This window comes from Microbacterium sp. HSID17254 (assembly GCF_003989315.1).
GTDB lineage: Bacteria > Actinomycetota > Actinomycetes > Actinomycetales > Microbacteriaceae > Microbacterium.
In genome coordinates this window covers 19,173-46,107 of sequence record NZ_RBLT01000009.1, presented here as the reverse complement: position 1 = coordinate 46,107, position 26,935 = coordinate 19,173, and the positions used below count along the sequence as shown (strand labels likewise).

General features: G+C 70.2%; 24 protein-coding genes and 1 tRNA gene. 6 read left to right on the top strand and 19 right to left on the bottom strand.

Features of this window, described 5'->3' with window-relative positions:
* Positions 1-20: 20 nt before the first annotated feature.
* The 6 genes from D8M34_RS07270 to D8M34_RS07245 all read right to left on the bottom strand — a co-directional run bounded on the left by D8M34_RS07270 (position 21) and on the right by D8M34_RS07245 (position 5,615).
* Entirely contained in the window at positions 21-1,595 is a 1,575-nt protein-coding gene (locus D8M34_RS07270; RefSeq protein ID WP_126893596.1) for an FAD-dependent oxidoreductase, read from the bottom strand.
* Positions 1,592-2,485, bottom strand: coding sequence for an FAD:protein FMN transferase (locus D8M34_RS07265; protein WP_126893595.1), 894 nt, complete (start codon positions 2,483-2,485; stop codon positions 1,592-1,594). The genes D8M34_RS07270 and D8M34_RS07265 overlap by 4 nt, the downstream gene beginning before the upstream one ends.
* Before the next feature lie 15 nt (positions 2,486-2,500).
* Positions 2,501-2,977 carry an FMN-binding protein gene (locus D8M34_RS07260; RefSeq protein WP_062636521.1) on the bottom strand — a complete coding sequence of 159 codons (477 nt, stop codon included), beginning with the start codon at positions 2,975-2,977 and terminating at the stop codon, positions 2,501-2,503.
* A gap of 92 nt (positions 2,978-3,069) precedes the next feature.
* Positions 3,070-4,104, bottom strand: coding sequence for a ribose-phosphate diphosphokinase (locus D8M34_RS07255; RefSeq protein WP_025105636.1), 1,035 nt, complete (start codon positions 4,102-4,104; stop codon positions 3,070-3,072).
* Between the two features lie 7 nt (positions 4,105-4,111).
* Positions 4,112-5,542, bottom strand: coding sequence for a bifunctional UDP-N-acetylglucosamine diphosphorylase/glucosamine-1-phosphate N-acetyltransferase GlmU (glmU, locus tag D8M34_RS07250; RefSeq protein WP_025105635.1), 1,431 nt, complete (start codon positions 5,540-5,542; stop codon positions 4,112-4,114).
* A 1-nt stretch (position 5,543) separates the two neighbouring features.
* Positions 5,544-5,615, bottom strand: a tRNA-Gln gene (locus tag D8M34_RS07245).
* A 123-nt stretch (positions 5,616-5,738) separates the two neighbouring features.
* Between D8M34_RS07245 and D8M34_RS07240 the strand changes: the two genes are divergently transcribed.
* Both D8M34_RS07240 and D8M34_RS07235 read left to right on the top strand, forming a co-directional pair.
* On the top strand, positions 5,739-6,248 hold the full coding sequence (locus D8M34_RS07240) for a GNAT family N-acetyltransferase (protein ID WP_025105634.1): 510 nt from the start codon (positions 5,739-5,741) through the stop codon (positions 6,246-6,248).
* Positions 6,245-6,739 (top strand): MarR family winged helix-turn-helix transcriptional regulator, encoded by a 495-nt coding sequence (locus D8M34_RS07235; RefSeq protein WP_025105633.1) that lies wholly within the window; start codon positions 6,245-6,247, stop codon positions 6,737-6,739. Before D8M34_RS07240 ends, D8M34_RS07235 begins: the two co-directional genes overlap by 4 nt.
* Positions 6,740-6,917: 178 nt before the next feature.
* Here D8M34_RS07235 and D8M34_RS07230 read toward each other — a convergent pair whose 3' ends face one another.
* Positions 6,918-7,388, bottom strand: a complete 471-nt coding sequence (locus D8M34_RS07230; RefSeq protein ID WP_126893594.1) for an RrF2 family transcriptional regulator — start codon at positions 7,386-7,388, stop codon at positions 6,918-6,920.
* A 62-nt stretch (positions 7,389-7,450) separates the two neighbouring features.
* Between D8M34_RS07230 and D8M34_RS07225 the strand changes: the two genes are divergently transcribed.
* Positions 7,451-8,200 (top strand): SDR family oxidoreductase, encoded by a 750-nt coding sequence (locus tag D8M34_RS07225; protein ID WP_126893593.1) that lies wholly within the window; start codon positions 7,451-7,453, stop codon positions 8,198-8,200.
* A gap of 218 nt (positions 8,201-8,418) precedes the next feature.
* On the top strand, positions 8,419-9,342 hold the full coding sequence (locus tag D8M34_RS07220) for a pseudouridine synthase (protein ID WP_126893592.1): 924 nt from the start codon (positions 8,419-8,421) through the stop codon (positions 9,340-9,342).
* Between the two features lie 6 nt (positions 9,343-9,348).
* On the opposite strand, the gene D8M34_RS07215 is transcribed toward D8M34_RS07220, so the two are convergent.
* The 6 genes from D8M34_RS07215 to D8M34_RS07190 form a co-directional block, all read right to left on the bottom strand.
* On the bottom strand, positions 9,349-10,008 hold the full coding sequence (locus D8M34_RS07215) for a methionine ABC transporter permease (protein WP_025105629.1): 660 nt from the start codon (positions 10,006-10,008) through the stop codon (positions 9,349-9,351).
* Complete coding sequence (locus tag D8M34_RS07210) at positions 10,008-11,051, bottom strand: methionine ABC transporter ATP-binding protein (RefSeq protein WP_025105628.1); 1,044 nt, start codon at positions 11,049-11,051, stop codon at positions 10,008-10,010. Before D8M34_RS07210 ends, D8M34_RS07215 begins: the two co-directional genes overlap by 1 nt.
* 105 nt (positions 11,052-11,156) lie before the next feature.
* Positions 11,157-12,059 (bottom strand): MetQ/NlpA family ABC transporter substrate-binding protein, encoded by a 903-nt coding sequence (locus tag D8M34_RS07205; protein ID WP_025105627.1) that lies wholly within the window; start codon positions 12,057-12,059, stop codon positions 11,157-11,159.
* A gap of 101 nt (positions 12,060-12,160) precedes the next feature.
* Complete coding sequence (locus D8M34_RS07200; protein ID WP_126893591.1) at positions 12,161-13,945, bottom strand: Na+/H+ antiporter; 1,785 nt, start codon at positions 13,943-13,945, stop codon at positions 12,161-12,163.
* 39 nt (positions 13,946-13,984) lie between these two features.
* Positions 13,985-15,853, bottom strand: coding sequence for an ABC-F family ATP-binding cassette domain-containing protein (locus tag D8M34_RS07195; RefSeq protein ID WP_126893590.1), 1,869 nt, complete (start codon positions 15,851-15,853; stop codon positions 13,985-13,987).
* A 42-nt stretch (positions 15,854-15,895) separates the two neighbouring features.
* A complete protein-coding gene (locus D8M34_RS07190) occupies positions 15,896-16,660 on the bottom strand; it encodes an alpha/beta fold hydrolase (RefSeq protein WP_025105624.1) in 765 nt (254 codons plus the stop codon).
* Positions 16,661-16,762: 102 nt separating this feature from the next.
* Here D8M34_RS07190 and D8M34_RS07185 point away from each other — a divergent pair, with 102 nt between their 5' ends.
* Complete coding sequence (locus tag D8M34_RS07185; protein WP_126893589.1) at positions 16,763-18,184, top strand: HNH endonuclease signature motif containing protein; 1,422 nt, start codon at positions 16,763-16,765, stop codon at positions 18,182-18,184.
* Between the two features lie 98 nt (positions 18,185-18,282).
* Entirely contained in the window at positions 18,283-19,464 is a 1,182-nt protein-coding gene (locus tag D8M34_RS07180) for a Cmx/CmrA family chloramphenicol efflux MFS transporter (RefSeq protein ID WP_085606084.1), read from the top strand.
* A 108-nt stretch (positions 19,465-19,572) separates the two neighbouring features.
* On the opposite strand, the gene D8M34_RS07175 is transcribed toward D8M34_RS07180, so the two are convergent.
* From D8M34_RS07175 to mgrA, 6 genes are all read right to left on the bottom strand, one after another.
* Positions 19,573-20,691 (bottom strand): substrate-binding domain-containing protein, encoded by a 1,119-nt coding sequence (locus tag D8M34_RS07175; RefSeq protein ID WP_126893588.1) that lies wholly within the window; start codon positions 20,689-20,691, stop codon positions 19,573-19,575.
* A 59-nt stretch (positions 20,692-20,750) separates the two neighbouring features.
* Positions 20,751-22,121 (bottom strand): multiple monosaccharide ABC transporter permease, encoded by a 1,371-nt coding sequence (mmsB, locus tag D8M34_RS07170; RefSeq protein ID WP_126893587.1) that lies wholly within the window; start codon positions 22,119-22,121, stop codon positions 20,751-20,753.
* Positions 22,118-23,659, bottom strand: a complete 1,542-nt coding sequence (mmsA, locus tag D8M34_RS07165) for a multiple monosaccharide ABC transporter ATP-binding protein (protein ID WP_085606086.1) — start codon at positions 23,657-23,659, stop codon at positions 22,118-22,120. Before mmsA ends, mmsB begins: the two co-directional genes overlap by 4 nt.
* 132 nt (positions 23,660-23,791) lie before the next feature.
* On the bottom strand, positions 23,792-24,805 hold the full coding sequence (locus tag D8M34_RS07160) for a LacI family DNA-binding transcriptional regulator (protein ID WP_126893586.1): 1,014 nt from the start codon (positions 24,803-24,805) through the stop codon (positions 23,792-23,794).
* Positions 24,806-24,925: 120 nt separating this feature from the next.
* Positions 24,926-25,858 carry a 4-(cytidine 5'-diphospho)-2-C-methyl-D-erythritol kinase gene (locus D8M34_RS07155; protein ID WP_126893585.1) on the bottom strand — a complete coding sequence of 311 codons (933 nt, stop codon included), beginning with the start codon at positions 25,856-25,858 and terminating at the stop codon, positions 24,926-24,928.
* Between the two features lie 7 nt (positions 25,859-25,865).
* The gene (gene mgrA, locus D8M34_RS07150) at positions 25,866-26,933 is read right to left on the bottom strand and encodes an L-glyceraldehyde 3-phosphate reductase (protein WP_085606093.1); all 1,068 of its coding nucleotides are present in this window, start codon (positions 26,931-26,933) and stop codon (positions 25,866-25,868) included.
* Positions 26,934-26,935 lie beyond the last annotated feature (2 nt).

Sequence of the window (26,935 nt, the reverse complement as noted above, 5' to 3'; positions counted from 1 at the left end):
GGGACGGAGGACGATCCGGGTCAGTAGCCGGCGAAGGCGTCCGTGGTGAGGGAACGGGCCTTCTGCAGCGCGGGCGCGAGGTCGGCGATGAGCCGCGGCGGCCCGGAGATGAAGGCGTGCCGCGCCGAGAGGTCCCCCACCGCGTGCTCCAGCGTCTCCGCGTCCAGGCGGGCCCCCTGCGCCCAGGTCCAGTGCGCGGGGAGGTCGTCCGGCTCGTCGCGGGTGAACACGACCGCTCGCACACCCGTCGCGGCGAGCTCGTCACGGAAGGCGAGCTCTTCCGCCGAGGACGCCACGTAGACGAGGACGATGTCGCGCCGCTCCCCCGTCGCTTGGAGCTGCCGGAGCTGCGACACGAACGGGGTCACACCGATGCCGGCCGCGACCATGAGCACCGGCTGCTCGCCGCGCGGGAGGATGAAGTCGCCCCAGGTTCCGGTCACGGCGAACGTCGCACCGGGCTCGGCCGCCGCAAGAGCCCGCTTGTAGCTCGACGGGTGCTGCTGGTCGCCGTTCTTGTACGCGATGCGAAGGGTCGGAAGGTCGGCCGGAGCGGACACGATGCTGAACTCGCGGCGCGTCCCGCGCGCGTCCGGCCGTCGGTGCGGCACGTCGAGCTCGAGATACTGCCCGGGGAGGAACCGCACGCGGCCCTTCGCCCGGAAGGTGAGCTCCTGGGCGGTCGGCGTCACGGAGGTGCGGCTCTCCAGGACGAGACGCACGGACCCGCGGAGCGCGAACGCGAAGGCCACGAGGTTCCCGATGAGCAGTGCGCGCTCCTGCCCGAGCGTGAACAGACCGGCCACCGAGATCGGCCAGCCCGCGAGCACGCCCACCACGGCGGCGACGACGAGCTGCTGCCGACGACGCGGCGGGAGCGTCAAGGGCTCCGACAGCATGAACGCGCCGAGGAAGAGGAACGGCGACTGGAGCACCGCGAACGACAGCGCCGTCACGACGTCGAAGGCCACGTCGAACTGCACGGCCTGCACCGCCTGCCGCACGATCGAGGTGGCGACGGCGACGACGAGGAAGAGCAGGACGACCCCGACCTTCTCCGTACGCCAGAGCACGGCGAGCCCGAGGAGGACGACGGGGATAACGAGCACCGGCGTGCCGACCCACCAGGAGGACGAGGTGCCGAGCCAGCTGAACGCCCCGAACGCCCCCAGGATCGACACGACCGCGGCACCGAACGCCGCCGGGTTGAAGATGTGGCGTCCTCGCCAGGCGATGAGGTACTTGGACACGCTGGCCACCGCGCCCGCGATGGCGAGGCCGAGCAGTGCCGACGGCTCGATGCCGGGACGCAGCACGAACAGCAGGATGAGGGCCGTGACGAGTGAGGACTCCACGCGCCAGGGCAGGCGGAGCAGGCGCTGCGCGACCGCGTCCACGGCCGAGATCACGACCGCGAGCACGAGGAAGGACGCCACCAGCTCCACCGGCGTCGGAGAGACGATCACCCCGAGCAGGGAGAGCACGAGCGCGATGAGCGCGAGGGCCGTCAGCGCGAACAGCACGAGACGGTACATCGACAGTGAGCCGAGCACGGCGAGGACGCGCTGGCGGGCGGCGGCGAAGGCGGTGGTCATGGTGTCCTGTCTCCCACGGTTCCGGCGGCTCGCGCAGGAGCTGCGGTGAAGAGCTCGGCCTGGCAGCCGGGCGAGCGCTGCACACGGCCGTCGGTGGTCATGCGCACCCATTCGACGCCCCAGCGGGCGGCCAGCTCCGGGCCGCCGTCGAAGAACAGCGCGGTGGCCGCGGCATCCGCCCTCATCGCCTCCGGGGCGAGTGCCCACGTCGCGGCCCAGGTGCGGACGGGCTGTCCTGTCCGCGCATCGAGCACGTGGTGGAGGCCCTCGCCCCAGGCCCGTCGATTGACGGCCGAGGCGCACAGCGCGCCGTCGGTGACCTCGACGACGCCGATCGCCTTCCGCGCATCGAACGGGTGCTCGAGAGCGACGCGCACGCCGGCGCCGCGCACCCGGATGTCTCCGCCGGCATCCACGACCACGTCCCCGGGGACGTCGGCCAGCACCGCCATCACCCGGTCGACGAGACGCCCCTTGCCGAGGGCGCCGACATCGAGCAGGGCGGGCGCAGGGGCGTCGATCGCCCCGGCGGACCACGTGAGCCGCGAGGTCCAGGACGCGGGAGCCGGGCGGGGATCGCCGGCCTGCAGCGAGTAGGTGGCGTCGTAGCCGAGGGCGACAAGGCTGTCGGCGACCAGCGGATTCACCGCACCGGCCGTGGCCGCGTCGAGATCGCGATAGGCGTCAAGCATCGGCCCCGCGTCCGGCGAGGACAGGCGACCGCCGGAGCGTCCGAGACGCACCACGTCGGAGTCGTCTCGGAAGCGGGACCAGAGGCGATCGAAGCGCTCGATCTCGGCGGTCACGGCCGCGCGGACGTCATCCGTGAGCGCGGCACCGGTCTCGATCTCCCACCCGGTGCCGATCGCCTCGAATCGCCACTCCCCCATGAGGACGCCTCGCGCCTAGGCGGCGGCCTGCTCCTTGATGGAGGCCACGGCGTCGTTGAAGCCGCCGCTCGTGAGCGACGACCCGGCGACCCGGCTGACGTTCAGCTCGTCGATCGGCTTTCCCACGACCTCGTCGGCGATCCCGTCGATGAACTCGCCCTGGTACCGCTCGGTCTCCGGAGCCTTCGGGTCTCCGGTCACCTCGACCTCCGTCACGACGCCGTCGGCGAGGGTGAGCGTGACGGTGATCTCCTCCACCGTCTCCGGGGTCTGGTACGAGCCGTCGGCGGTGTACGTGCCGTCGGTGTAGGTGCCGGATGCGTCACCCCCGCTCGACGAGGACGAGGTGCTCGACCCCGCGGTCTCGTCGGTGCCGGTCGAGGTGTCTGCGGCGTCGCCGGTCGACGAGCATCCGGCGAGGACGAACAGCCCCGCGATCCCGAGAAGGGCGGAGCCCGTGCGGACAGAGGTCGGAACGGTCGTGCGGATCATGGGGTCCTCCGTGGTCGTCGTCGGTCGACTCTTCCGTCGATGACTCGACCGTAAGCACCAGGGCTATGCGCGGGCTGTGCCGTCCCGATGAGTTACGCGTCCCCGCCGAACATGCTCGTGACGGAGCCGTCTTCGAAGACCTCATGGATCGCCCGCGCGAGCAGCGGCGCGATCGGCAGCACCGTGAGGTTCTCCCAACGACGCGACGCGGAGAGCGGGATGGTGTCCGTGACGACGACCTCGTCGATCGCCGCGTCCTGCAGCCGCTCGGAGGCCGGGTCGCTGAAGATCGCGTGGGTCGCCGCGACGATCACGCGGTGCGCGCCGTTCGCCTTCAGCGCCTGCGCGGCCTTGACGATCGTGCCGCCGGTGTCGATCATGTCGTCGACGAGGAGGCAGGTGCGCCCCTCGACGGTGCCGACGATCTCGTGCACGGAGACCTGGTTGGCGACCTTCGGGTCGCGGCGCTTGTGGATGATCGCGAGCGGCGCACCGAGGCTGTCCGACCAGGTGTCGGCCACACGCACGCGGCCCATGTCCGGGGAGACCACCGTGAGGATCTCCCGGTCCTCCGGCGTGAGGGTGCGCTCGAAGTGGTCGAGGAGCACCGGCTTGGCGAACAGGTGGTCGACGGGGCCGTCGAAGAAGCCCTGGATCTGGGCGGCGTGCAGGTCGACGCTCATGACGCGGTCGGCGCCCGCCGTCTTCAGCAGATCGGCGACGAGGCGGGCGCTGATGGGCTCGCGGCCGCGGCCCTTCTTGTCCTGACGCGAGTACGGATAGTACGGGGCGACGACGGTGATGCGCTTCGCCGAGGCGCGCTTGGCGGCGTCGATCATGATGAGCGTCTCCATGAGCCACTCGTTGACCGGCTCGCCGAAGGTCTGCACGAGGAAGAGGTCGCAGCCGCGGATCGAGACCTCGAAGCGGGCGTAGATCTCGCCGGAGGCGAAGGTGCGGTGCTCGACCGGAGCGATCTCGGTGCCGAGCGACGCGGCGACGGCCGCCGTCAGCTCAGGATGCGATCGACCACCCGCGATGACCAGACGCTTCTTCGTCTTGGCGACGAGGCCGGGGGCCACGCCGTTGTCGCGATCCAGGTCGACCGTCTTCTTCTTCCGGGCCATGCTCCGCCTATTCCGCCGAATTCTCCCGGGCCGCGGCATCCGCCGCGCCCGTCCCTGCTCTGTTCTTCTCGACCCACCCCTCGATGTTGCGCTGGGGGGCCACGCTCATGGCCAGGGCACCGGCCGGGACGTCCTTGCGGACGACGGCGCCGGCGCCGGTCTTCGCACCAGGACCAAGCCTAACGGGCGCGACCAGCACCGTGTGCGAGCCGGTGTGCACCTCGTCGCCGATCTCCGTGCGGTGCTTGTTGACGTCGTCGTAGTTGGCGGTGATTGTGCTCGCCCCGAGGTTCACCCCGCGGCCGATGGTCGCATCACCGACGTACGACAGGTGCGGGACCTTGCTGCCCTCGCCGATCTCCGCGTTCTTCGTCTCGACGTAAGCGCCGATCTTGCCCTTCGGGCCGAGCACGGTGCCGGCGCGGAGGTAGGAGAACGGGCCGACGGTCGCCTCGGCGCCGATCACGGCCAGGGTCGCGTCGGTCCGGCGGACGACCGCATCCTCCCCGACCTCGCAGTCGACGAGCGTGGTGTCCGGACCGATCGTCGCCCCCGCGGCGATCGTCGTCGCGCGCAGGATCTGCGTGTTCGGCAGGATCGTGACGTCGGGGGCGAGCGTGGCGTCGTCGTCGATCCAGGTGGTCGCCGGGTCGACGATCGTGACGCCCTCGAGCTGCCAGCGACGGACGATGCGGGCGTTCAGACGACGGCCGACCTCGGCGAGCTGGGCGCGGTCGTTGACCCCGAACGTGACCTCGACGTCCGACACGATCGACGCCGCGACCCGGTCGCCGTCCCGACGCACGAGGCCGGGCACGTCGGTCAGGTACATCTCGCCCTGGGCGTTGTCCACGCCGATCCGCGGCAGGTAGGTGCGCAGCGTGGCGGCGCGGAACACGTACATGCCGGCGTTGATCTCGCTGACCGCCGCCTCCTCCGCCGTGGCGTCCTTCTGCTCGACGATCCGGTCGACCGTGCCGTCGGCGTCGCGGATGACCCGCCCGTAGCCGGTGGGGTCGTCGACGAGGGCGGTCATGAGGGTGGCCGGGGCTCCGGAGGCGCGGTGCTCGTCGAGGAACGTGGAGAGCGTCTCGGCATCGGCCAGCGGGCAGTCGCCGGAGAGCACGAGCACATCGCCGTCGAAGTCCGCGGGCAGCGCGTCGACCGCGACCTGGACGGCGCGGCCCGTGCCCGGCACGTCGTCCTGGTCGACGAAGACCGCGTCCGGGTAGTCCTCGCGCAGCGCCGCCACGACCTGATCGCGCTCATGACGCACGACCACCTCGATGTGCGCCGGCTGCAGACGCGTGGCCGTCGTCAGCACGTGTCCGACCAGAGGCCGCCCGCTGATCCGGTGCAGCACCTTCGGCAGGCGCGACTTCATGCGCGTGCCTTGGCCCGCGGCGAGGACGACGATGGCGAGGTTGTTCCCAGTCATGCTCCGCCGCCAGGACTCGAACCTAGACCTCACAGCTCCAAAGGCTGTCGTGCTGCCATTACACCACGGCGGACCGCGGCACCCCGGGGGCGCCGCCCGATAAGTCTGCCACGTCCCGGTGTCCGTTCCTGTGTGTGCGACCCGCGTCGCACCGGCCCGTCATCCGCCCGAAACACCGCTCTGCGATGCTGGGACGATGAGCCTCGTGATCGACCGTGTCACCGTCGCCACCCCCGAGATCGCGGCCTTCGTCGCCGCCCACCACGCGGAGATGGACGGCACCGCTCCACCCGAGAGCCAGCATGCGCTCCCGCTCGACCGGCTGCTGACTCCGCGCGTCCGGTTTTTCACGGGACGGGTCGACGGACGGATCGCTGCGACGGGCGCCCTCGCGGTCGTGGAGGACGGACATGAGGAGCTGAAGTCGATGCGAACCGATCCCGCCTTCCGCGGACGCGGGTTCGGGCGGACGATGCTCGGTCATCTCCTCGACGACGCCGACGCGCGGGGCGTCCGGCGGCTCTCACTCGAGACCGGCCGCGACCCCTTCTTCGCCCCCGCGCGCGCGATGTACGCCGCCGCCGGGTTCCGCGAGGGCGCCCCGTTCGGCTCCTACCTCCCCGACCCGCACAGCGCGTTCCTCACGATGCTCCTCCCCGCGTCCTCCGCGGCCACGATCTCGCCGCACGCGATAATGAACGGATGAGCGAGGCGGATGAGGTCGATCGGATCGTCGGCGCGTGGAACACGCAGCGCCCCGACCTCGACTTCTCCCCCCTCGAGGTGCTGTCCCGCATGGACCGCCTCTCCCGACACCTCGACCGCGCGCGCCGCGAGGTGTTCCGCCGAAGCGACCTCGAACCGTGGGAGTGGGACGTGCTGTCGGCGCTGCGCCGGGCCGGGTCGCCGTTCCAGCTCTCCCCCAAGCAGCTCCTGCAGCAGACCCTCGTGTCGAGCGGCACCATGACCAACCGCATCGACCGTCTCGTCGGCCGTCGCTTCGTTCGCCGTGAAGCCGACCCGGCGGACGGCCGCAGCGTGCTCGTGACCCTGACCGACGACGGCCGGGTCCGGGTGGACGCCGCGATCACCCGGCTCGTGGACGCCGAGGCCGACCTCCTGCGCGCCCTCTCCCGCGCCGACCGGGACCGACTGGCCGCCCTGCTGCGGAAGCTGAGTCTCAGCTTCGACACCTGACCCGCACCCTGTGTGGTTCGGTCCGGATCGGTCCGTTCCGTCTGTTCCGTCCGGCCTGTTCCGCCCGCACGATCCGCGCACGGCTGCCCGGGAGAAGTGGTCACCTGGTCGTGCATCCGGACCCGGGTCGTGCAGGCGTCGCAGGACCGACCCGGCACGGATCGTGCGAACGGGCAGGTCAGGGTCCGAGGAGGAGGCGCCGGTTCTTGGCCGGGACGGTGTCGGGGAGCGTGCCGACGACCTCCGCGATCGACACCGCCTCCAGAGAAGCCCGCCAGGCCTCGTGGGCACGGCGCATGACGACGGCGAGTCCGCACGGCGCGGCGCAGTCCTCCGGACGGGCGGCCCCTCTCCCCTGCTGACGGAGTTCGCGGCAGATGTAGGGGTCGGCGGCGCCGTCCACCGCGGTGACGAGGTCGAGGATGGTGATGCTCTCGGGCTCCCTGGCCAGGCGGAAGCCGCCGCGGGGCCCCGTGCTCCCGGTGAGGATGCCGGCGCGGACGAGCTTCGCGAGCTGCTTCGAGAGGTACGGCCCCGGCACGCCGAAGTGCTCGGCGAGCTGTGCTCCGGACACCGTCGACCCCGCGGGGAGCTGAGCGATCACCGCGACGGTGTGCAGCACCCATTCCGAGGTCTCCGGGAGTTTCACTTGCCCATCGTATCCGGGCGCCCTATTGTGGACACACAATATCCATGATTGAAGGAGTGGGCATGCGCATCGCGGTCGCAGGAGGAACGGGCCGGATCGGGCGACTGGTCGTCGAGGAGGCCCGGCGTCGGGGCCACGATCCGCTGTCGCTCAGCCGCAGCGAGGGGGTCGACCTGACCGCGGGCGAAGGTCTCGCGACGCTGCTGCGCGGAGTGGACGCGGTCGTCGACGCGACGAATCCCCCGGTATCCGATGTGGCCGAGGCCGAGCGGGTGTTCACCACGCTCAGCCGCACGCTGCTCGCCGCCGAGGACGAAGCCGGGGTTGACCACCACGTGGCCCTCTCGATCGCGGCGCTCGATCGCGTGCGCGGGAACCCCCACTACGCAGGCAAACGCGCCCAGGAGCGAGAGGTCACTCGTGGCCCCGTTCCGTTCACCATCGTGCGGGCGACGCAGTTCCACGACTTCCCCGCGATGATCGCCGAGTGGAGCATCGAGGACGGCGAGGGCGTCGTGCCCCCGCTGCTCCTGCAGCCCATCGCGCCCGCGGACGTGGCCGTCACCCTCGTCGACGCGGCGGAGTCGCCGGCGCTCGGCGGCTCGTTCGACATCGCCGGACCCCGCACGGAGGACGCCGTCGACATGGCGCGCCGCACTCTCGCGGCGTGGGGTCGCGACCTTCCGCTGCGCGCCGCGTGGGAGGGTGCCGCACTCGGCGTCGAGTTCGCGGGTGAGGTGCTGCTTCCCGGCGACGACGCGCGCACGGCGGCGACGACCTTCGACGACTGGCTCGCCGCCGAAACCCGCTGACACCCCGCCGGTTCCGGGGCCTCCTGTCCGGCCCCCTCGCTCCGAATGCACGACCAGGGTTGAGACGTGGGACGAGAACCCCGGAACGGTCGTGCAGGCGCAACGGGATCGTGCAACCGAGGCAGGAGTGGCCGCGGCCCACGGACCCTGCCCGAGCGGTCGCCTAGGCTGGGAGCACCCGGTCGCAGCCCCGCGACCCCCGCTCCGAAGGCCGAGACATGGGCATGCCCTCCCCGCTTCCCGTGCGCGACGGGGTCGGCGCGACCCGGCTGCACGTGCCGATGACGGGTGCGTGGCCGACCATCGCCGCCTACATGGTCGAGCGGTTCTTCCACCTCGATCCGGAGCGGCTGCTCGTGCGCTTCGACCGCGAGGAGATCGTCGCGCGCGATGGCCGGCCGCTCTCCCGGGACACGCCTCTCGGCGCCGAGGAGTTCGTCTGGTACTACCGGGAGCCTCCGGTCGAGAAGGAGATCCCGTTCACCGAGGAGATCCTGCACCAGGACGAGCATCTGGTGGTGGTGGACAAGCCGCACTTCCTCCCCACCACGCCGGGCGGCAAGTACCTGCAGAACTCCACCCTCGTCCGGCTGCGCAATCGCCTCGGCAACCCGGATCTCACGCCCATCCACCGCCTCGACCGGGCCACGGCGGGGCTGCTGATGTTCTCCGCCCGCCCTGCCACCCGCGGCGCCTACCAGCTGCTGTTCGAGGACCGTCGTGTGGAGAAGGTGTACGAGGCGGTCTCCGCGCGCCCGGCGGACTGGGATCCGTCGCGGTTCCCCCTCGTCTACCGCAACCGGATCGAGAAGCTCCGCGGTCAGGTGTGCGTGCAGGTGGATGAGGACGGCGAGCCGAACTCCGAGACGCTCATCGAGGTCATCGCCGCCGACGATCGCGTCGTGCACACGCTTCTCCGTCCGCACAGCGGGAAGATGCACCAGCTCCGCGTGCACCTCGCCGCGCTGGGCCTCGGCATCCTCCACGACGGCTTCTACCCCGTGCTGCAGCCGGAGCGTCCGGACGACTTCACCCGCCCGCTCCAGCTCCTCGCACGCGAGCTCCGGTTCACCGATCCGCTGAACGGGCAGGAGCGCACGTTCACCACGCGCCGGAGCCTGCAGGAGGCCCCGGCACGCTGATCGGCCTCAGCGGCGCATGACCTTCCGCGCGAGCCGGGTGCCGAGGAGCTGCACGAGGTGCACGAACACCACGATGAGGATGATCGCCGCCCACATCACGAGCGGCTCGAACTGCCGGAAACCGTAGATCTGCGCGAAGGCACCGAGCCCGCCGCCGCCGATGAGCCCGGCCATCGCGGTCATGTCGATGAGCGCGACGACGATGAAGGTGTAACCGAGGATGAGGGGGCCGAGCGACTCGGGGATCGCGACGGTGAAGAGGATCCGCCACGGCCCGGCGCCCATCGCCCGCGCCGCCTCGATCACGCCCGGCGACACGGAGACGAGATGCTGCTCGACGATGCGGCCGATCGCGAACGCCGCCGCGAGACCGATGATGAAGGCTCCGGCGGTGGTGCCGATGCCGCTGCCGACGACCAGGCGCGCGAACGGCTGCGCCACCGCCATGAAGATGACGAACGGGATCGGTCGGAAGAAGTTCACCACGAAGTTGATGAGCCCGGAGACGACGCGGTTCGGCATCAGTCCGCCGGGGCGCGTCACGTACAGCAGGACGCCCACCGCCAGCCCGAGGATCCCCCCGAGCACGAGCGCGAACGACGTCATGTACAGGGTCTCGAGCGCGGCCTGCCAGAACTCCGGCCACAGTTCGTTCAGACGATCCATCAGCGACCCTCCTCTCCAGCGATGACGGTGACTTCGACACGCTCCGCGATACGCGCCAGGGCCCTGTCGATCGCCGCGCGGTCACCCCGGATGGCGAGCGTGAGGTGGCCGAACGCACGACCCCGGATGTCGTTGATCCCGCCGTAGACGAGCTCGAAGTCGAGACCCGCCGAGGCGAGGTCGAGGAACACCTGGGCCTGCGACGAGTCGCCGTCGCGGAACGACAGGGTCACCAGGCGTCCGGTATGCCGGTCCCGCAGCACCGCGAGTTCCGACGGCGAGGGCACCCCCTTCACCACCGTGCCGACGAACCGCTGAGACGCCGGATTCCGCGGGGCGGAGAAGACATCGAAGACGTCGCCCTGCTCGATGACCCGCCCGTTCTCCATGACGGCGACGCGGGTGGCGATGGTCTGGATCACATCCATCTCGTGGGTGATGACGACGATCGTGACGCCCTGCTCCTCGTTGACGCGCTTGAGCAGGTCGAGGACCTCGTGCGTGGTCTGCGGATCGAGCGCGCTCGTCGCTTCATCCGCGAGGAGGATGGCGGGCTTGGTGGCGAGCGCGCGGGCGATCCCGACGCGCTGCTTCTGTCCACCGGAGAGCTGCTCCGGGTATGCCTTCGCCTTGTCGGCGAGCCCCACGAACGACAGCAGCTCGGCGACGCGCGCCTCGATGTCCGGCTTCGACCAGCCGGCGAGCTTGAGCGGGTACGCGATGTTGGCCTTGACGCTGCGCGAGGAGAACAGGTTGAACTGCTGGAAGATCATCCCGATGCCGCCGCGCACGGCGCGCAGCTCGCTCTCCTTGAGCGCCGTGATGTCGACTCCGTCCACCGTGATGGTGCCGCGGGTGGCCGGCTCGAGCGCGTTGATGAGACGCACGAGCGTCGACTTCCCCGCACCGGAGTATCCGATGATGCCGAAGACGTCGCCCTTGTCGATGGAGAGGGTGACGTCGTCGACGGCGACGATCTCGCGATCGCCCTGGCTGCGGGAGGGGTAGGTCTTGGAGACGTTCGTCAGGGTGACGATCGGCATGTGGTGCTCCGGTCTGGTTCTCGGGAAACGGAGAATCGGGCGGCGCACGAAGCGCCACCCGATTCTCCCTCATCGAACAGGGGGCAGATGACGCCCCGCGGCCGACTACTTCTCTGCGGCGTCCTTCTGGACCTTCTCCAGCGAGGCCACGAGGTCCTCCACCGGCGTGCGCAGCGCCACCGCGGTGTCGCCGGAGGACTCGAGCAGCCCCGCCTGCACATCCTCGTTCGTCTGGAAGATCTCGACGAGCTTCTGGTACGTCTCGTTGTCCGCGTCCTCCGCGCGCGCGGCGAAGATGTTGACGTACGGGAGGGCGTTCGGGTCCTCCGGGTCGTCCTGCGCGATCGCGTCGTCGAACGTCAGTCCGGCGTCCTCGACGAAGTCGTTGTTGATGATCGCGGCCGCGACGTCCGGGAGCGAGGTCGGGATGAGCGCACCTTCGAGGGCCGTCACCTTCACCTTCGACTTGTCGGCATCGATGTCGGCGAGGTCGGAGTACGGCGTGCCGCCGCTCTTGAGCTCGAGCAGGCCCGCCTGCTGCAGCACGTTGAGCGCGCGTGCCTGGTTCGAGGCGTCGTCGGGAACCGCGACCGTGTCGCCCTTCTTGATGTCGTCGACGTCGTCGTACTTCGTCGAGTACAGGCCGAGCGGGTAGATGGCGGTCGAGCCGATGGGCGTGAGGTCGGAACCCGAGGCGTTGTTGTACTCCGCGAGGTACACGATGTGCTGGAACTGGTTGAGGTCGATCTCGCCCTCGGTCAGCGCCGGGTTCGGCTGCTCGTAGGACCCGAAGTCGACGAGCTCGACCGTGATGCCCTCGTCGGCGGCGGCCTCGACGAAGGGCGCCCACTGCGCGTCGCCCTTCCCGACGACACCGATCTTGACGGTCTCGTTCTCGGAGCCGCCGTCGCCGGAACCCGCGTCGGACGAGGTGGCGCACCCGGCGAGGGCGACGAACAGCGGGACCACGGCGAGCGCGGCGAGGGCGGAGGTGGTGCGGCGGGACATGATGAGGGTTCCTTCCTGGCGGGACTCGACAACGTTAGGCAGGAGGGCGCGCTGTCGCGGAATCGGGATGTCACACGGCGTCACAGCCGTGCGGGATCGGATCAGTCGAACTCTTCGATGCCCTGCAGACGCACCTGCTCCAGGTCGAGACGGGCGGAGATCCGGCGGACCACCATGTCGTCCACGGTGCCGGCGCCGCGGAGCCCGAGCAGCACCTCGCGCTTGCGGTCGAGCAGCGCGAGCTTGAGCCGGGTGTGCTCCTCGTGCCGCACGAGCGGCGAGCGCTGGGCGAGGTCCACGTCGGCGGAGGTCGCGATCATCTGCAGCGTCGTGCCGTCCGTCGCCTCGGGGTCGGGGGCGGTCCCTGCCGACACCGCCACGTTACCCGCGTCCTCGTCATCGTCCTCGCGGCTGCGCGCCTCTCCCCCGGTGCCGTAGGGATCGGGGGCGCCGAGCATCTCGTCCAGGGCGTCGGCCTCGGCGTCGATGAGCGCCTGCTCCCGCGCGAGCGTCCGGGCGTTCGCGAACTCCAGCGCCTGGTACCCCTCGGCGCGCACCCGATCGCGCACCTCCTGGCCGATGCCGTGCTCCGCGGCGAGGTCGTCGAGCGCGGCCAGGGCCGCACCCGAGATCGCCCGCTCGGCGAGCTCGTACTCCTCGTCCTCGGCATGGTCGACCGGGAATCGCGCCCAGCGCACGAGCGCCGGAAGGAGAGGCGCCTGCACGAGGAGGCTGAGCAGGATCACCCCGGCGGTCACGAAGACGATCTCGTCACGCCCGCCCACCATGCTCCCTGCGGAGACACCGGTCGGCACCGACAGCGCGATCGCCAGCGACACCGCGCCGCGCATGCCGGCGACCGTGGACACGAGTCGGGCGCGGGAGCGGGCGCCGCGCGGCGGGCGTTCGGCCGGGCGGCGCTGGAACAGCACGTTGAGGAGCTGGAACACGTACCGCACGGCGAAGAGCGTCGCCCACACGGCGAGCGTCACGAGCACCAGGCGGCCGATGGCGGCGGCGGAGATCTCGTGGGCGACGAACTGCACCTCGAGGCCGATGAGCACGAACAGCGCCCCGTTCAGCAGGAAGACGCCGAACGGCCAGGCCGCGTCGGCCTGTCGGCGCGAGGCCGCCGTCGTCACGCGCGGCGACACCCAGGCGACGATGAGTCCGGCCACGACCACGGCGAGCACCCCGGACGCGTGGACGAGTTCGGCGAGCAGGAACGCGGAGAACGGCACGAGCAGCAGCGTGACGTTGATGACGATGGTGGAGGAGATGCGGCGCAGCAGCAGCGTGGCCAGGGCCGCGACGACGATCCCCGCGGCGATCCCGCCCACGTACGACACCAGCACGTCCCAGGTGACCGAGAGCGGCGTGACCTGGCCGCCCAGCGCGAGGGACACCGCGATGGCGTAGAGCACGAGCGCGGTGCCGTCGTTGGTCAGGCTCTCGGCCTTGAGCTTCATGAACATCCGACGAGGCAGCAGCCGGCCGAGGGCGGCGACGGCCGTGGCGTCGGGCGGCGCGACCGCGGCCCCGAGGATGAGGGCGATCTCCCAGGGCATGCCGAACAGCACGCCGATGCCGGCCACCGCGAACGCGGAGGCGACGACGAGGAGCGTGCTCATCGGCACGATGTAGCGGAAGTCGCGGCGGATAGACCGCAGCGATGTCGTGAGGCTCTCCCAGAACAGCATCACCGGCAGGAACAGCAGCAGGACGGTCTCCGGCGGCAGCTGGACCTCGCGCAGCGGCGGGATGAATCCCAGCAACAGTCCGAGGATGACGAGGACGAGGGGCAGCGCGAGACGCACGCGCGGGGCGATCAGGGTTCCGGCGAGGATCGTGAGTCCGAGCAGGACGGTTACTTCGAGGCCTTCCATCGCTACTCCCAACAGTCGTGGGAGAAGGATATTCCTCCGTCAGCCGATCTGCTCCGTGAGTTCGAACCAGCGCAGCTCCAGCTCCTCGATCTCGGCCTCCTGCGCCGTGATCGCCTTCATCCGCTCGCCGAGGCCCGCATAGTCGGACTGGTCGTGGTCGGCGAGGGCGTGCTTGGCCGCGTCGACCTGCTGCGTGAGCTTCTGGATGCGACGCTCGAGGGCGGCGGCTTCCTTCTGCGCCGCCCGGAGAGCCGCGCCGTCGAGACCGCTCGCTGCGGGGGCCGATGCCGCCGTCGAGGTCGTCGAGGCGCTCTCGACGCGCTGCCGCAGACGAAGGTACTCGTCGACGCCGCCCGGGAGATGGCGCAGGCGCCCCGCGCCGTCCGGACCGGGAAGGATCGCGTACTGCTGATCCGTCACCCGATCCAGGAAGTACCGGTCGTGGCTCACGACGAGGAGGGTGCCCGACCAGGAGTCGAGGAGGTCCTCGATCGCGGCGAGCATGTCGGTGTCCATGTCGTTCGTGGGCTCGTCGAGGATGAGCACGTTCGGCTGGTCGAGCAGCACGAGCAGCAGCTGCAACCGGCGCTGCTGACCGCCGGAGAGATCCTTCACCGGCGTCGAGAGCTGAGCCGAGGAGAACCCGAGCCGCTCCAGGAGCTGTCCTGGTGTGAGGTCCTGCGCCTTCGACCCGGCGCCGAGCGTGTACGACGTGCGCAGACCCGAGATGACCACGCGCACGGGGTCGTTCCAGTGCGGGAGGAGTTCGTCGAGGCGCTGCGTGAGCGTGCGCACCTGCACGGTCTTCCCCCGCTTGATCCGCCCCTCGGTGGGCTCGACCGTGCCGGAGATGAGCCCCAGGAGTGTGGACTTCCCGGCGCCGTTCACGCCGAGGATGCCCGTGCGCTCGCCCGGGGCGATCCGCCACTCCACATCCTTCAGCACGGTCTTCCCACCGGTTCCGGATCCCGCCTGGGTCCCTGAGCCTGCCGAAGCCTGGGTCCCTGAGCCTGTCGAAGGGTACGTCACCCCCACATCGAGCAGGTCGACGACGTCCTTGCCCAGCCGCGAGACGGCGAGCGACTGCAGCGAGACCTTGTCGCGGATCTCGGGCACGTCGGCGATGAGCTCGTTGGCCGCATCGATGCGGAACTTGGGCTTGCTGGTGCGGGCCGGGGCACCGCGGCGCAGCCAGGCGAGCTCCTTGCGGGCGAGGTTCTGCCGCTTCGCCTCGGTCGCCGCCGCCATGCGGTCGCGCTCGACCCGCTGCAGGATGTACGCCGCATAGCCGCCCTCGAAGGGCTCCACGATGCGGTCGTGCACCTCCCACGTCTCGGTGCAGATCTCGTCGAGGAACCACCGGTCATGGGTCACGACGAGGAGGGCTCCGGCGTTCGCGGGCCAGCGCTTCTTGAGGTGCCCGGCGAGCCAGGTGATCGCCTCGACGTCGAGGTGGTTCGTCGGCTCGTCGAGAGCGATGACGTCCCAGTCCCCGGTGAGCAGATTCGCGAGCGACACGCGGCGGCGCTGACCGCCGGAGAGGGAGCCGACCTGCGCGTCCCAGGGAAGATCGGTCAGCAGCCCCTCGATCACGTCGCGGACGCGGGCGTCACCGGCCCATTCGTGCTCGGCCATGTCGCCGACCACGGCGGCGCCGATCGTGATGTCGTCGGGGAGGGTGTCGGCCTGGTCCAGCACGCCGATGCGGGTGCCGCCGCGGACGGTCACCCGACCGGAGTCCGGCTGCTTCGTGCCGGCGAGCATGCCGAGAAGGCTCGACTTGCCGTCGCCGTTCCGGCCGACGATGCCGATGCGGTCGCCCTCCTCGATGCCGAGGGTCACGGCGTCGAAGACGACGCGGGTCGGGTATTCGAGGTGCAGGGCTTCGGCCCCGAGAAGATGTGCCATGTCCTCTCCAGGGTAGTCGCGCCGCGTCGGACGGTCTCCCGGTCAGACCAGCGACGGGGCGAAGAGCTCCGGCAGCGCGGCGGTGAAGACCTCGAAGTGGCTGTACCAGACGGTGTGAGCGGCCCCGGGGATGCTGCGCACCGTGACCCCGCCATGCTCGAACCGCCGCGCGTCCTCGTCGGTGACCCAGGCACTGGGTTCCGCGCGGACGACGATGGAGCCGGGGGCGGCGGTCCAATGACCGTCCTCCCCGCAGGAGACGGAGGCCGCGGTCGGCGGATCGAAGCGCTCGGCCGCCCGCGCCTCGACCGTGGCATCGTCGACGGAGTAGAAGGGCCGGAGCCGGCGGAGCTCGGCGGGCGACATGCGCGCGCGGCGGTCGTGCTCGTACTGCGAGATGAGAGAGGCGCGGTCCTGGCCGCCCTGGAGGGCGAGCGGCGCGTCGACGTAGACCGCGAGACTCGGATCGAGGCGGGGCGCGGCGGCGGCGAGCACGGTGGCGCCGAAGGAGTGCCCGACGGCGACGGCGAGCGGCGAGGCCGCCCCGTCCCCCGCTGCGGAACCTGCCCCCGGAGGGAGCGCCGTCTGCGCGAGCGTGGCGACGACGGCATCGGCCGCCGTCTCGATCGTGAGCTCCGGGTCACGCGGAGAGAGGCCGTGGCCGGGCAGATCGAGCGCGAGCACGCGGAAGCCGCGTTCCACGAGCAGCGGGACCACGCGGTGCCAGCTCTCGGCGGACCCCATCATGCCGTGCAGCAGCACGGCGACGCGGTCGCCCTCCCCGGCTTCGATGACGTTCAGGAGCACGGAGCCAGTCAACCACGGTCGTTATCCTTTCGTGATACGACTTTCGGCCAGAATCCTTCGAATCTTCGTTCGAATGTCGGTGGTCGGTGATGGACTGCCGTCATGCCCGCACTGCTCGACGCGACCGACTCCCAGATGGCGATGCTCGCCGATCTGGTGGAGGGGCTGGAAGCGGCGGAGAAGACGCTGAGCAGCATGCAGGCGGCCCGCGACGGACTGCTCGCGATGGCGGGGCGACTGGCGGTCGACATCGCCCGGCAGGCTCGGCATCCGGACGGCGGCGACATGGCGATCCGCACGGTCGCCGCGGAGATCGGGGCCGCACAGCGCGTCAGCGACCGCACGATCGAGCGGCGGATGTCCGATGCGTCCTGGTTGGTCGAACGGTTCCCCGCCGTCTGGGAGGCTCAGGGCGCCGGGCGGATCAGCGCCGCGCATGCACGCGTGATCGTGGAGGCGGGGGCTCACCTCCATGACCCGGACGACCGTTCGCGTTTCGCGGCGGAGGCGATCGAGGTGGCCGCTGCGGAATCTCCGAACCGGATACGCCGACTCGTGCGCCGACTGGCCGACCGGTTCCGGGAGCGGACCCTCGTCGAGCGACATCGTGACGCCAGGGAGCTGCGCCGCGTCTGGGTGACCGATCTCGAGGACGGCATGGCCGAGCTCGGCGCGCGTGGCCCCGCGGCGCTCGTGCACGGGATGTACGACCGGCTCTCCCAGATGGCGCATGCCGTGCGGGAGGAGAACGCGCAGGCACGGCGTCGGGAGGCGGAGGAGAGCATCCTCGACGACAGGACCGTGGATCAGCTGCGCGCGGATCTGCTCGCCGACCTCGTCCTGACCGGCGCTCCGGCGGGCCATGACTCGGAAGAGGGACTGCTCTCGGAGCTTCGGGCGCGCGTCGAGGTCACCGTGCCGGTGCTGACGCTGATGCACGGCGAACTGATGCACGGCGAGCAGGAACGGACGACAGAGGGCACTCGGATCCTCGCCGCCGAGCTGGACGGGGTCATCCCGATCGATCCGGCCACGGCCCGCCGTCTGGCCGGCGCGGCGAGCGGCTGGGACCGGGTGCTCACCCACCCGATCAGCGGGGCGCTGCTGGCCGTCGACCGGTATCGCCCGAGCGAAGACCTCCGCCGACACCTGCGGGCCCGCGATCAACGCTGCCGCTTCCCGGGCTGCGGCCTCGCACCGCGGAAGTGTGACCTCGATCACAATCACGATGCGGCGCTCGGCGGAGAGACCGCGCACGACAACCTCGCGACATTCTGCCGACGACATCACATGCTCAAACACCACTCCCCGTGGCACGTCGAGCAGGGGCCGGGCGGCGTTCTGGAGTGGACGAGCCCCACCGGCCGGACCTACATCGACCGACCGCCGCCTCCGCACACCGTCACCTTCGCCGAGGAACCTCCGTGGTCTCCCGCCGTCAGCCCTAGAGTGGAGGGCATGTCGAGCCCCGAATCAGACAGGTCGGGGGCTGCCGGTCACACCGTCAGCCCCGCGAACCGCTGATCCCTTCGTCCGCCCTGCCGGCGGGCGCGCGCCGGTGACCCGGGCGCTGACCGTGGTGACGAGAAGCATTCCTCTTCCCTCTCACCTCGGAGCACTCGATGCCTTTCCCCCTCTATGCCCTTGCCCTGGCGGTCTTCGTCATGGGCACCTCCGAATTCATGCTCGCGGGACTCCTCCCCGCGATCGCGCACGAGCTCGACGTCCCGGTCGGCACGGCGGGCCTCCTCACCTCCGCCTTCGCGGTCGGCATGGTCATCGGCGCACCCGCCATGGCCGCGTTCGCGCGCAGCTGGCCCCCACGCCGCACACTCGTCGCCTGCCTCGTGCTCTTCGCCGCCTGCCATGCCGTCGGCGCGGTGACGTCCCTGTTCGAGCTTCTGCTCGTCACGCGCGTACTCAGCGCCCTCGCGAACGCCGGCTTCCTCGCCGTCGCCCTGCGCACGGCGACCCTCCTCGTCCCCCGCGAGCGCACCGGACGAGCGCTCGCGGTGCTGCTCTCCGGGACGACCGTCGCCACCATCGTCGGCGTCCCTGTGGGCGCCATCCTCGGCACCGCGCTGAGCTGGCGGGCGACCTTCGCCGCTGTCGCGCTCCTCTGCCTCCCTGCGCTGCTCGGAATCCTCCGCGGCGTGCCGACGACGATCCCGGGCACGGAGCCTGACCCCGCCCCGGCACCACTCCCCCGGAAGGAACCGGCCCTCCGCACGGAGCTCGCGCTCCTGGGGACACCGCGCCTGGCCCTCGCGATGACCCTGGCGGCCCTGGTGAACGCGGGGACCTTCGCGGTCTTCACGTTCCTCGCGCCGATCGTCACCGAGGTCGCGGGCCTGCCCGACGCTGCGGTCCCGCTCGCGCTGGTCCTGTTCGGCATCGGCTCGTTCCTCGGCGTGACCATCGCGGGTCGGTTCGCCGATCGACATGCCGGTGTCCTCCTCGCGGTCGGCGGCCCGCTGCTCCTCGGCGGCTGGATCGTCCTGGCGGCGGTCGCGACGCAGCCGATACCCCTGCTGTTCCTCGTCTTCGCGCAGGGCATGGCCTCGTTCGGCGTCGGAAGCACACTGATCACCCGGGTGCTGTATGCCGCCTCCGGCGCCCCGACCATGGGAGGGTCCTACGCCACCGCGGCCTTGAACATCGGCGCTGTGATCGGACCGGCGTCGGGAGCGTGGACCCTCGCGAGCGGGGCGGGCGCGCTCTCCCCCGTCGCTCTCGCGGCCACGCTGACGATGGCCGCGCTCCTCCTCGCCCTGGCGACGCGGCGATGGCAGCCCGTCGACTGAAGGCAGGACGGTGACGCGCCGCAACGGCGACGAGCCGCCCGGACCCGAGGGTCCGGACGGCTCGTCGTGTCCGATGTTCTCTGGGAACCCGGATGTTCGCGCTACGGCTTACTCGTACGACTTCACGATCTCGAGGAGGCTCGGGACGTTGGCGTAGGCCTCGGCCGCGTTCTCCTTGGTCACGATGACCGGCGGGAGCAGGTAGGCCGGGACGACCTTCTTGCCGTTGTCGTACTGGTCGGTGTCGTTGACGTCGACCTCGTCACCCTTCTGGAGCTGACCGACCATCTTGATGGCCTGCTCCACGAGCAGCGTGGTGTCCTTGTTGATCGTGGAGTACTGCACGCCCTCCATGATCGACTTCACCGACTCGACCTCGGAGTCCTGACCGGTGACCACCGGGACGGGCTTGCCGGCCTGCTGCGCCGAGGTGATGATGGCGCGGGCGAGGGTGTCGTTCGGGGACAGGACGCCGTCGAGGGTCTCCGAGCCGTAGCTCGACGTGAGGATCGAGTCCATCCGGCGCTGGGCGTTCTCCGGCTTCCAGCCCTCGGTCGCCGTCTGGGAGATCTCGGTCTGCCCGGAGACGACGTTCAGCGTGCCGTCGTCGATCTTCGGCTGCAGCACCTCCATCGCCCCGTTGAAGAACACCGCCGAGTTGGCGTCGTCCGGCGAGCCCGAGAACAGCTCGATGTTGTACGGCGCCTCGTGATCCGCGCGCTCGGCGAGCCCGTCGAGCAGCGCCTGGCCCTGGAGCTTGCCGACCTCGAAGTTGTCGAAGGCGACGTAGTAGTCCACCGCGTCGGTGTTCTCGATGAGACGGTCGTAGGCGATGACCGCGACACCGGCGTCGCGCGCGGCCTCCACCTGCGTGGTGAGCTGCTTGCCGTCCTTGGCGCCGATGATGATGACCTTGGCGCCACCGGTGACCATCGCCTGGATCTGGTTCTGCTGCTCGGCGACCGTGTTGCTGGCGGGCGCGTACTGCACGTCCGCCTTGAAGCCGGCCTCTTCGAGACCGTCGGTGAACAGCTGACCGGCCAGGACCCAGTTCTCCGAGGTCTTGTCGGGCAGAGCGACACCGATCGTGGAGCCGGCGTCGAAGCCCGAGGCGGCCTCATCGCCCGACCCCGAACCCGAGTCACCGCCGCGCTCCGAGGAGCAGCCGGTGAGGGCGAATGCGCCCGCGACGACAAGCGCTGTCGCCGACAGAAGGATCTTCTTCATGTGATCTCTTTCTCTGGTGTGTGCAGGTCCCGTCGCGCCTGCGTTGCGCGACGCGGCCCTTACTTTCCGCGCGTCTCCTCGACGGCGGGGGCTTCGTACTTCTGACTGGTGGGGTAGTTCGTCTTCGTGGGATCGAACGTGTCGGTGGCCGGATACTGCTTGCGGCCGAGACGGCGCGTGAGGAAGCCGATGATCGACGGACGGCCCTGCTGCTTGTTCCACACGTCGACGCCGACGGCGAAGAGGAGCACGAGGCCCTTGATCATCGAGACGACGTCGGCACCGGCGCCGAGCAGCGCGAGTCCGTTGTTCAGGAACGCCATCACGAGACCACCGATGATCGACCCGATCACCGTGCCGATGCCGCCGGAGACGGCCGCGCCGCCGATGAAGACGGAGGCGATCGCGTCGAGCTCCCACCCGTTGCCGTCCTGCGGGCCGGACGCGGTCGCCCTGGCGACGTAGATCATGCCGGCGAGCGAGGCGAGGACCGACATGTTCATCATCACGAAGAAGTCGACCCAGCGGTCCTTCACGCCCGAGAGGCGCGCCGCCTGGCGGTTGCCGCCGACCGCGTAGATGTGACGGCCGAAGACGGTGTTGTTCGTGATGAACGAGTAGAGGATGACGAGAGCGAGGAGGATGACGCCCGAGATCGGGAAGCTCGTGCCCTCGCGTCCGGTGGCGAACAGCCAGCCGGCGACGAGGATGACGGCCGAGATGAGGACGACCTTCGTCACGCTCACCCACAGCGGCGCCATGTCGGAGCCCATCTTGCGCTGGATGCGCCGGGTGCGGATCTCCCAGAAGACGATCCATGCGACGCCGGCGAGCGCCAGCAGCATGGTCGGGATGTTGAACGGAAGCGGCAGGGCGATCTCCGGCAGGTAGCCGGCGCCGATGATCTTGAAGCCCTCCGGCACGGGCACCGACTGCGAGTCGCCCACCGCCTGGTTCGCACCGCGGAAGAACAGCATGCCGGCCAGCGTCACGATGAACGCCGGCACCCCGACGTAGGCGACCCAGAATCCCTGCCAGGCGCCGACAAGCACGCCGACACCGAGACCGAGGAGGATGCCCAGCGGCCAGGGGAGGTTCCAGTCCTGCATGGCCTTCGCCACGACGATGCCCGTGAACGCGGCGACGGATCCGACCGAGAGGTCGATGTGCCCCATGATGATGACCATCACCATGCCGATCGCCAGGATCAGGATGTACGAGTACTGGTTGACGACGTTGATGAGGTTGCCGGAGGACAGCGTGAGGCCGGTGCCCTTGAAGATCCAGGTCAGCACCTGGAAGACGACGAGGATGACGACGAGGCTGCCGAGGATGCCGAACTGACGGAGGGTCGACTGCCCTCCCCCGAACATCTTCGTGATGTCCTTGAAGTGGAAGCCGCGCTTCGCGGTGGTCGAGTCGGTGGTCATGCGGATGCTTTCTGGGTCGCGGAGGTCATGCTGCGCATGAGGTCTTCGGGGGTCGCCTGGTCGGCCGGGATGCAGTCGGTGACCCGGCCTTCGAACACGGTGTAGATGCGGTCGGAGATGCCGAGCAGCTCGGGCAGCTCGCTGGAGATCACGATCACGCCCTTGCCCTGGGCGGCGAGCTCGTTGATGATCGCGTAGATCTCGTACTTGGCGCCGACGTCGATGCCGCGGGTGGGCTCGTCGAGGATCAGCAGGTCGGGGTCGGTGAACATCCACTTCGCCAGGACGACCTTCTGCTGGTTGCCTCCGGAGAGCTTGCCGACGCCCTCCTCCACCGACGGGGTCTTGATGCGCAGGGTCTTGCGGTAGCGCTCCGCCACCGAGAACTCCTCGCGGGAGTCGACGACGCCGTTGTGCGCGATCTTGGAGAGCTTCGCCGCGACGATGGACCGCTTGATGGTGTCGAGCAGGTTGAGCCCGAGCACCTTGCGGTCCTCGCTCACGTACGCGAGGCCGTGCTTGATCGCGGCGGCGACGTCGGGGAGCTCGATCTCCTGGCCGTCCTTGACGAGCGTGCCGGAGAGGAACGTGCCGTAGGAGCGGCCGAAGATGCTCATCGCCAGCTCGGTGCGGCCGGCGCCCATGAGGCCGGCGATGCCCACCACCTCGCCGCGGCGGACGTTGATGCTCGAGCCCTTCACGACCATGCGCTCCGGGACGGTCGGGTGCTGCACCCACCAGTCCTTGACCTCGAAGAACACCTCGCCGATCTCCGGCGTGCGGTCCGGGTAGCGGCTCTCCAGCGACCGGCCGACCATGCCGCGGATGATGCGGTCCTCGTTGATCTCGCCGCGGGAGATGTCCAGCGTCTCCACCGTGCGGCCGTCGCGGATGATCGTGATCTCGTCGGCGATCTGCTCGATCTCGTTGAGCTTGTGGCTGATCATGATCGACGCGATGCCCTTGGCCTTGAGCCCGAGGATCAGGTCGAGGAGGTGCTGCGAGTCGTTCTCGTTGAGCGCGGCGGTGGGCTCGTCGAGGATGAGCAGCTTGACGTCCTTGTTCAGCGCCTTGGCGATCTCGATGAGCTGCTGCTTGCCGACGCCGAGGGTCTTGATCGGCACGTCCGGGTCCTCGTCCAGGCCGACGCGGGCGAGGAGCTCGATGGTGCGCTCCTTCTGCGCCTGCCAGTCGATGCGGCCGAAGCGACGGATCTCGTTGCCGAGGAAGATGTTCTCGGTGACCGAGAGCTCCGGGATGAGCGCGAGCTCCTGGTGGATGATGACGATGCCGGCCTGCTCGCTGGCCGCGATGTCCTTGAAGCGCTGCTCCTGGCCGTACAGGAGGATCTCGCCGTCGTACGTGCCGTACGGGTACACCCCCGAGAGGACCTTCATCAGCGTCGACTTCCCGGCGCCGTTCTCGCCGCAGATCGCGTGGATCTCGCCGGCGCGGACGGTGATCGAGACGTCGGCGAGCGCCTTGACTCCCGGGAACTCCTTGGTGATGCGGCGCATCTCCAGGATCGGGCCTGACACGGTCGGCAACGTTGCTGTGGTGCTCACGGATCTTCCTCGCGACGTGCGGTCACCTTCGATGTGACCGTTCACATCGGTATATCGTCGTCTTCCGCGGGAGCGGTGTCAAGTCCGCGGCGTGTTTTCGTGTCGCTACCGTGATGCAGCGGATTCGCGCGCCCGCAGGAGGGTCTGCAGCGGGCCGAACGCGGGGGTCTTCTCGCCCCGGATCTCGGCGAGGAGGATGCGCACGGCGCGCCGCCCGAGCTCGGGGAAGTCCTGGTGCACCGTGCTCAGCGTCGGCGCCACGTGCGCCGCGACCGGGATGTCGTCGAAGCCGATCACGCTCACGTCATGCGGCACGCGCAGCCCGGCGTCGCGGAAGCCGTGCAGCAGTCCGATGGCCATGAGGTCGTTCGCCGCGAACACCGCCGTGAAGTCGCGCCGCAGCGAGAGCTCCTTGCCGGCGAAATAGCCGAAGTCGGCCGTCCAGTCCCCGCGGATCGGCGGGAACGTCGGCAGGTCGGCGTCGCGGAGCGCATCCAGATACCCGCGCATCCGGGACTCCGCCTCGATCCAGTCCTGCGGCCCGGCGAGATGGAGGATGTCGCTGTGGCCCAGCGCGATCAGGTGCTCGGTCGCCGCCTTCGCCCCCGCCACCTGGTCGGCGGAGAGGCTGACGCCGTCCGATCCCGAGGCGGTCTGCAGGGTCACGAAGGGCATGGTGACGTTCATGCCGCGCAGGACATGGAAGACGCGGACCTGCGGGGCGAGCACGACGATGCCGTCCACCTGCTCGCGCTTGAGCTGGCGCACGGCGTTGCCGATCGCCTCCGGCGTGGTCGCGGGGAGGTTGAGCGTGGAGACCGAGTACCCCTCCTCGCGCGCCGCGTCCTCGATGCCGGCGATCGACGACGTCGGCCCGAACTCCCCGATCGTCGCGGAGAGGATGCCGAGCATGTTCGACTTGCTCGTCACGAGCGCGCGCGCCGCGAGATTGGGACGGTAGTCGAGCACGGCGATCGCGTCGAGCACCTTCGCCTTGGTCTCCGGGCGGATGCTGGGGTGATCGTTGAGCACCCGGGAGACGGTCTGATGCGAGACGCCGGCGAGACGGGCGACGTCGCGGATGCTCGGCATACGGGCACGCTCGGAGGAGGTGGACATCCAGCCTCCTCGCGTGTGCACGGTCACATGACTACTTCATTATGTCTGCGATGACCCGCCGGGTGCACCTCGACCGTGCGTACGCTCCTCGCCGCTCGGACGCGAGGGAATCGGGCAGACTCAGCCGATGATGCGGGCTCCGGGGACGGCGCCGTGCACGTGCAGCGGATCGAGACCGTCCTCGCGGAGGGCCGTCTGCACCGCCTGCGCGGACTCGGGATCCGCGCAGAGGAGGGCCACGGTGGGCCCCGAGCCGGACACGAGACCGTGCAGCGCACCGGCCGCGACCCCGCGTTCGATGGTCTGCGCCAGATCCGGTCGCAGGTCGAGCGCGGCCGCCTGAAGGTCGTTGTGGAGTGCGTCGGCGAGCTGCCAGGCGTCTCCGGTGCGCAGCGCCTGCAGCACCGGGATCGGCACGTCGAGCGAGAGCGGCGGATCGTCGGCGAGAGCCCCCTCCTCCTCGCGCAGCTCGTCGAGCCGGGTGTACACGGCTGGCGTGGACAGCCCCTCGTCGCTGGTCACCAGCAGCCAGTCGAAGCGCCCGCGGGCGAGAGCCGGATTCAGCTGATCGCCGCGACCGGTGCCCACGGCGGTGCCGCCGTGCAACGCGAAGGGGACATCGGCACCGAGTCGCGCGGCGAGGTCGTGCAGCCGCGCAGCCGAGAGTCCTGTGCCCCACAGGGCGTCGCAGGCGACCAGGGCGGCCGCGGCGTCCGCGGAGCCCCCGCCCATACCGCCGGCGACCGGGACGCTCTTGCGGATCTGCAGCGCGACCCCTCCGGGGTGATCCGTCGCCGTCGCCAGCAGCTTGGCGGCCCGCATCGCGAGGTTCCGGTCGTCGAGCGGAACCGAGCCGTCGTCCTCCACCCCGGTCACCGTGATCGAGAAGTCGTCGGCGTCCCTGGCGATCACGTCCTCGTACAGCGAGACCGCCTGGAAGACCGTCGCGAGGGCGTGATAGCCGTCGTCATGGCGCCCGCCGACACCGAGGTAGACGTTGATCTTCCCCGGCGCGCGCACGTGCACGGACCCGGAGGACGCGGCGAGGCTCATGAGCGGGTCACAGGTCCGAGGAGGTCGCCCACAGGTTCACGTCGATGGCGCCGGCGAGCTCGTCGATGCGGCGGAGCTCCTCGTCGGTGAACGCGGGACCGTCGAGGGCGGCGAGATTCTCGTCGAGCTGCTCCGTCCGGGAGGCGCCGATGAGCGCCGAGGCGACGACCGGGGTGCGCAGCGTCCACTGCAGCGCGAGCTGCGCGAGCGACTGCCCCCGGCCCTGCGCGACCTCGTTCAGCGCTCGGAGGGTCTGGACCGCGTCCTCGGACAGCTTGCCGTTCGGCAGCGAACCGCGCTGCTGTGCGCGTTCGGCCGTGCCGTCGCCGAGGTACTTGTCGGTGAGCAGCCCCTGGGCGAGCGGGGTGAAGGCGATGGCGCCGAGGCCCGACTCCTCCAGGGTCTGCGTGAGGCCGTCCTCGATCCAGCGGTTGAGGATCGAGTACGCGGGCTGGTGGATGACCAGGGGCGTCCCCAGCTCCTTCGCCACGGCGACGGCCTCGGCCGTGCGCTCCGCGCTGTACGAGGAGATGCCGACGTACAGCGCCTTGCCCTGGCGCACCAGGGTGTCGAGCGCGCCGACCGTCTCGGCGATCGGGGTGACCGGGTCGACGCGGTGCGAGTAGAAGATGTCGACGTAGTCCAGCCCCATGCGGGTGAGCGACTGCTCGGCGCTCGCGAGGATGTACTTCCGGCTCGCATAGTCGCCGTACGGTCCGGGCCACATGTCCCAGCCGGCCTTCGACGAGATGATCAGCTCATCGCGGTACGGACGTAGGTCCTCCGCGAAGATGCGGCCGAAGTTCTTCTCGGCCGAGCCGTACGGCGGGCCGTAGTTGTTCGCCAGGTCGAAGTGCGTGATCCCGTTGTCGAACGCGTGACGCAGGAGAGCCCGCTGGTTGTCGAGCGGGATGTTGTCGCCGAAGTTCCACCAGAGCCCGAGCGAGATCGGGGGCAGGTAGAGGCCGGAGGCGCCCACCTGACGGTAGGCGAACCGTCCGTAGCGGCCCTCGTCGGCGGCGTACGGACGGTGCAGTTCGGGGACGTCGGGGCGGAAGCGGGGGGAGTCGGTCACCG

What these genes read in the sequence shown, in the direction of transcription:
- D8M34_RS07175 (WP_126893588.1), bottom strand. Translation starts at nt 20,691, where the DNA reads ATGAAGAAGATCCTTCTGTCGGCGACAGCGCTTGTCGTCGCGGGCGCA.
- D8M34_RS07205 (WP_025105627.1), bottom strand. Translation starts at nt 12,059, where the DNA reads ATGTCCCGCCGCACCACCTCCGCCCTCGCCGCGCTCGCCGTGGTCCCG.
- D8M34_RS07185 (WP_126893589.1), top strand. Translation starts at nt 16,763, where the DNA reads ATGCCCGCACTGCTCGACGCGACCGACTCCCAGATGGCGATGCTCGCC.
- D8M34_RS07240 (WP_025105634.1), top strand. Translation starts at nt 5,739, where the DNA reads ATGAGCCTCGTGATCGACCGTGTCACCGTCGCCACCCCCGAGATCGCG.
- D8M34_RS07270 (WP_126893596.1), bottom strand. Translation starts at nt 1,595, where the DNA reads ATGACCACCGCCTTCGCCGCCGCCCGCCAGCGCGTCCTCGCCGTGCTC.
- D8M34_RS07225 (WP_126893593.1), top strand. Translation starts at nt 7,451, where the DNA reads ATGCGCATCGCGGTCGCAGGAGGAACGGGCCGGATCGGGCGACTGGTC.
- D8M34_RS07160 (WP_126893586.1), bottom strand. Translation starts at nt 24,805, where the DNA reads ATGTCCACCTCCTCCGAGCGTGCCCGTATGCCGAGCATCCGCGACGTC.
- D8M34_RS07210 (WP_025105628.1), bottom strand. Translation starts at nt 11,051, where the DNA reads ATGCCGATCGTCACCCTGACGAACGTCTCCAAGACCTACCCCTCCCGC.
- D8M34_RS07180 (WP_085606084.1), top strand. Translation starts at nt 18,283, where the DNA reads ATGCCTTTCCCCCTCTATGCCCTTGCCCTGGCGGTCTTCGTCATGGGC.
- D8M34_RS07155 (WP_126893585.1), bottom strand. Translation starts at nt 25,858, where the DNA reads ATGAGCCTCGCCGCGTCCTCCGGGTCCGTGCACGTGCGCGCGCCGGGG.
- D8M34_RS07235 (WP_025105633.1), top strand. Translation starts at nt 6,245, where the DNA reads ATGAGCGAGGCGGATGAGGTCGATCGGATCGTCGGCGCGTGGAACACG.
- D8M34_RS07195 (WP_126893590.1), bottom strand. Translation starts at nt 15,853, where the DNA reads ATGGCACATCTTCTCGGGGCCGAAGCCCTGCACCTCGAATACCCGACC.
- D8M34_RS07220 (WP_126893592.1), top strand. Translation starts at nt 8,419, where the DNA reads ATGGGCATGCCCTCCCCGCTTCCCGTGCGCGACGGGGTCGGCGCGACC.
- mmsB (WP_126893587.1), bottom strand. Translation starts at nt 22,121, where the DNA reads ATGACCACCGACTCGACCACCGCGAAGCGCGGCTTCCACTTCAAGGAC.
- D8M34_RS07200 (WP_126893591.1), bottom strand. Translation starts at nt 13,945, where the DNA reads ATGGAAGGCCTCGAAGTAACCGTCCTGCTCGGACTCACGATCCTCGCC.
- D8M34_RS07265 (WP_126893595.1), bottom strand. Translation starts at nt 2,485, where the DNA reads ATGGGGGAGTGGCGATTCGAGGCGATCGGCACCGGGTGGGAGATCGAG.
- D8M34_RS07215 (WP_025105629.1), bottom strand. Translation starts at nt 10,008, where the DNA reads ATGGATCGTCTGAACGAACTGTGGCCGGAGTTCTGGCAGGCCGCGCTC.
- D8M34_RS07255 (WP_025105636.1), bottom strand. Translation starts at nt 4,104, where the DNA reads ATGGCCCGGAAGAAGAAGACGGTCGACCTGGATCGCGACAACGGCGTG.
- glmU (WP_025105635.1), bottom strand. Translation starts at nt 5,542, where the DNA reads ATGACTGGGAACAACCTCGCCATCGTCGTCCTCGCCGCGGGCCAAGGC.
- D8M34_RS07260 (WP_062636521.1), bottom strand. Translation starts at nt 2,977, where the DNA reads ATGATCCGCACGACCGTTCCGACCTCTGTCCGCACGGGCTCCGCCCTT.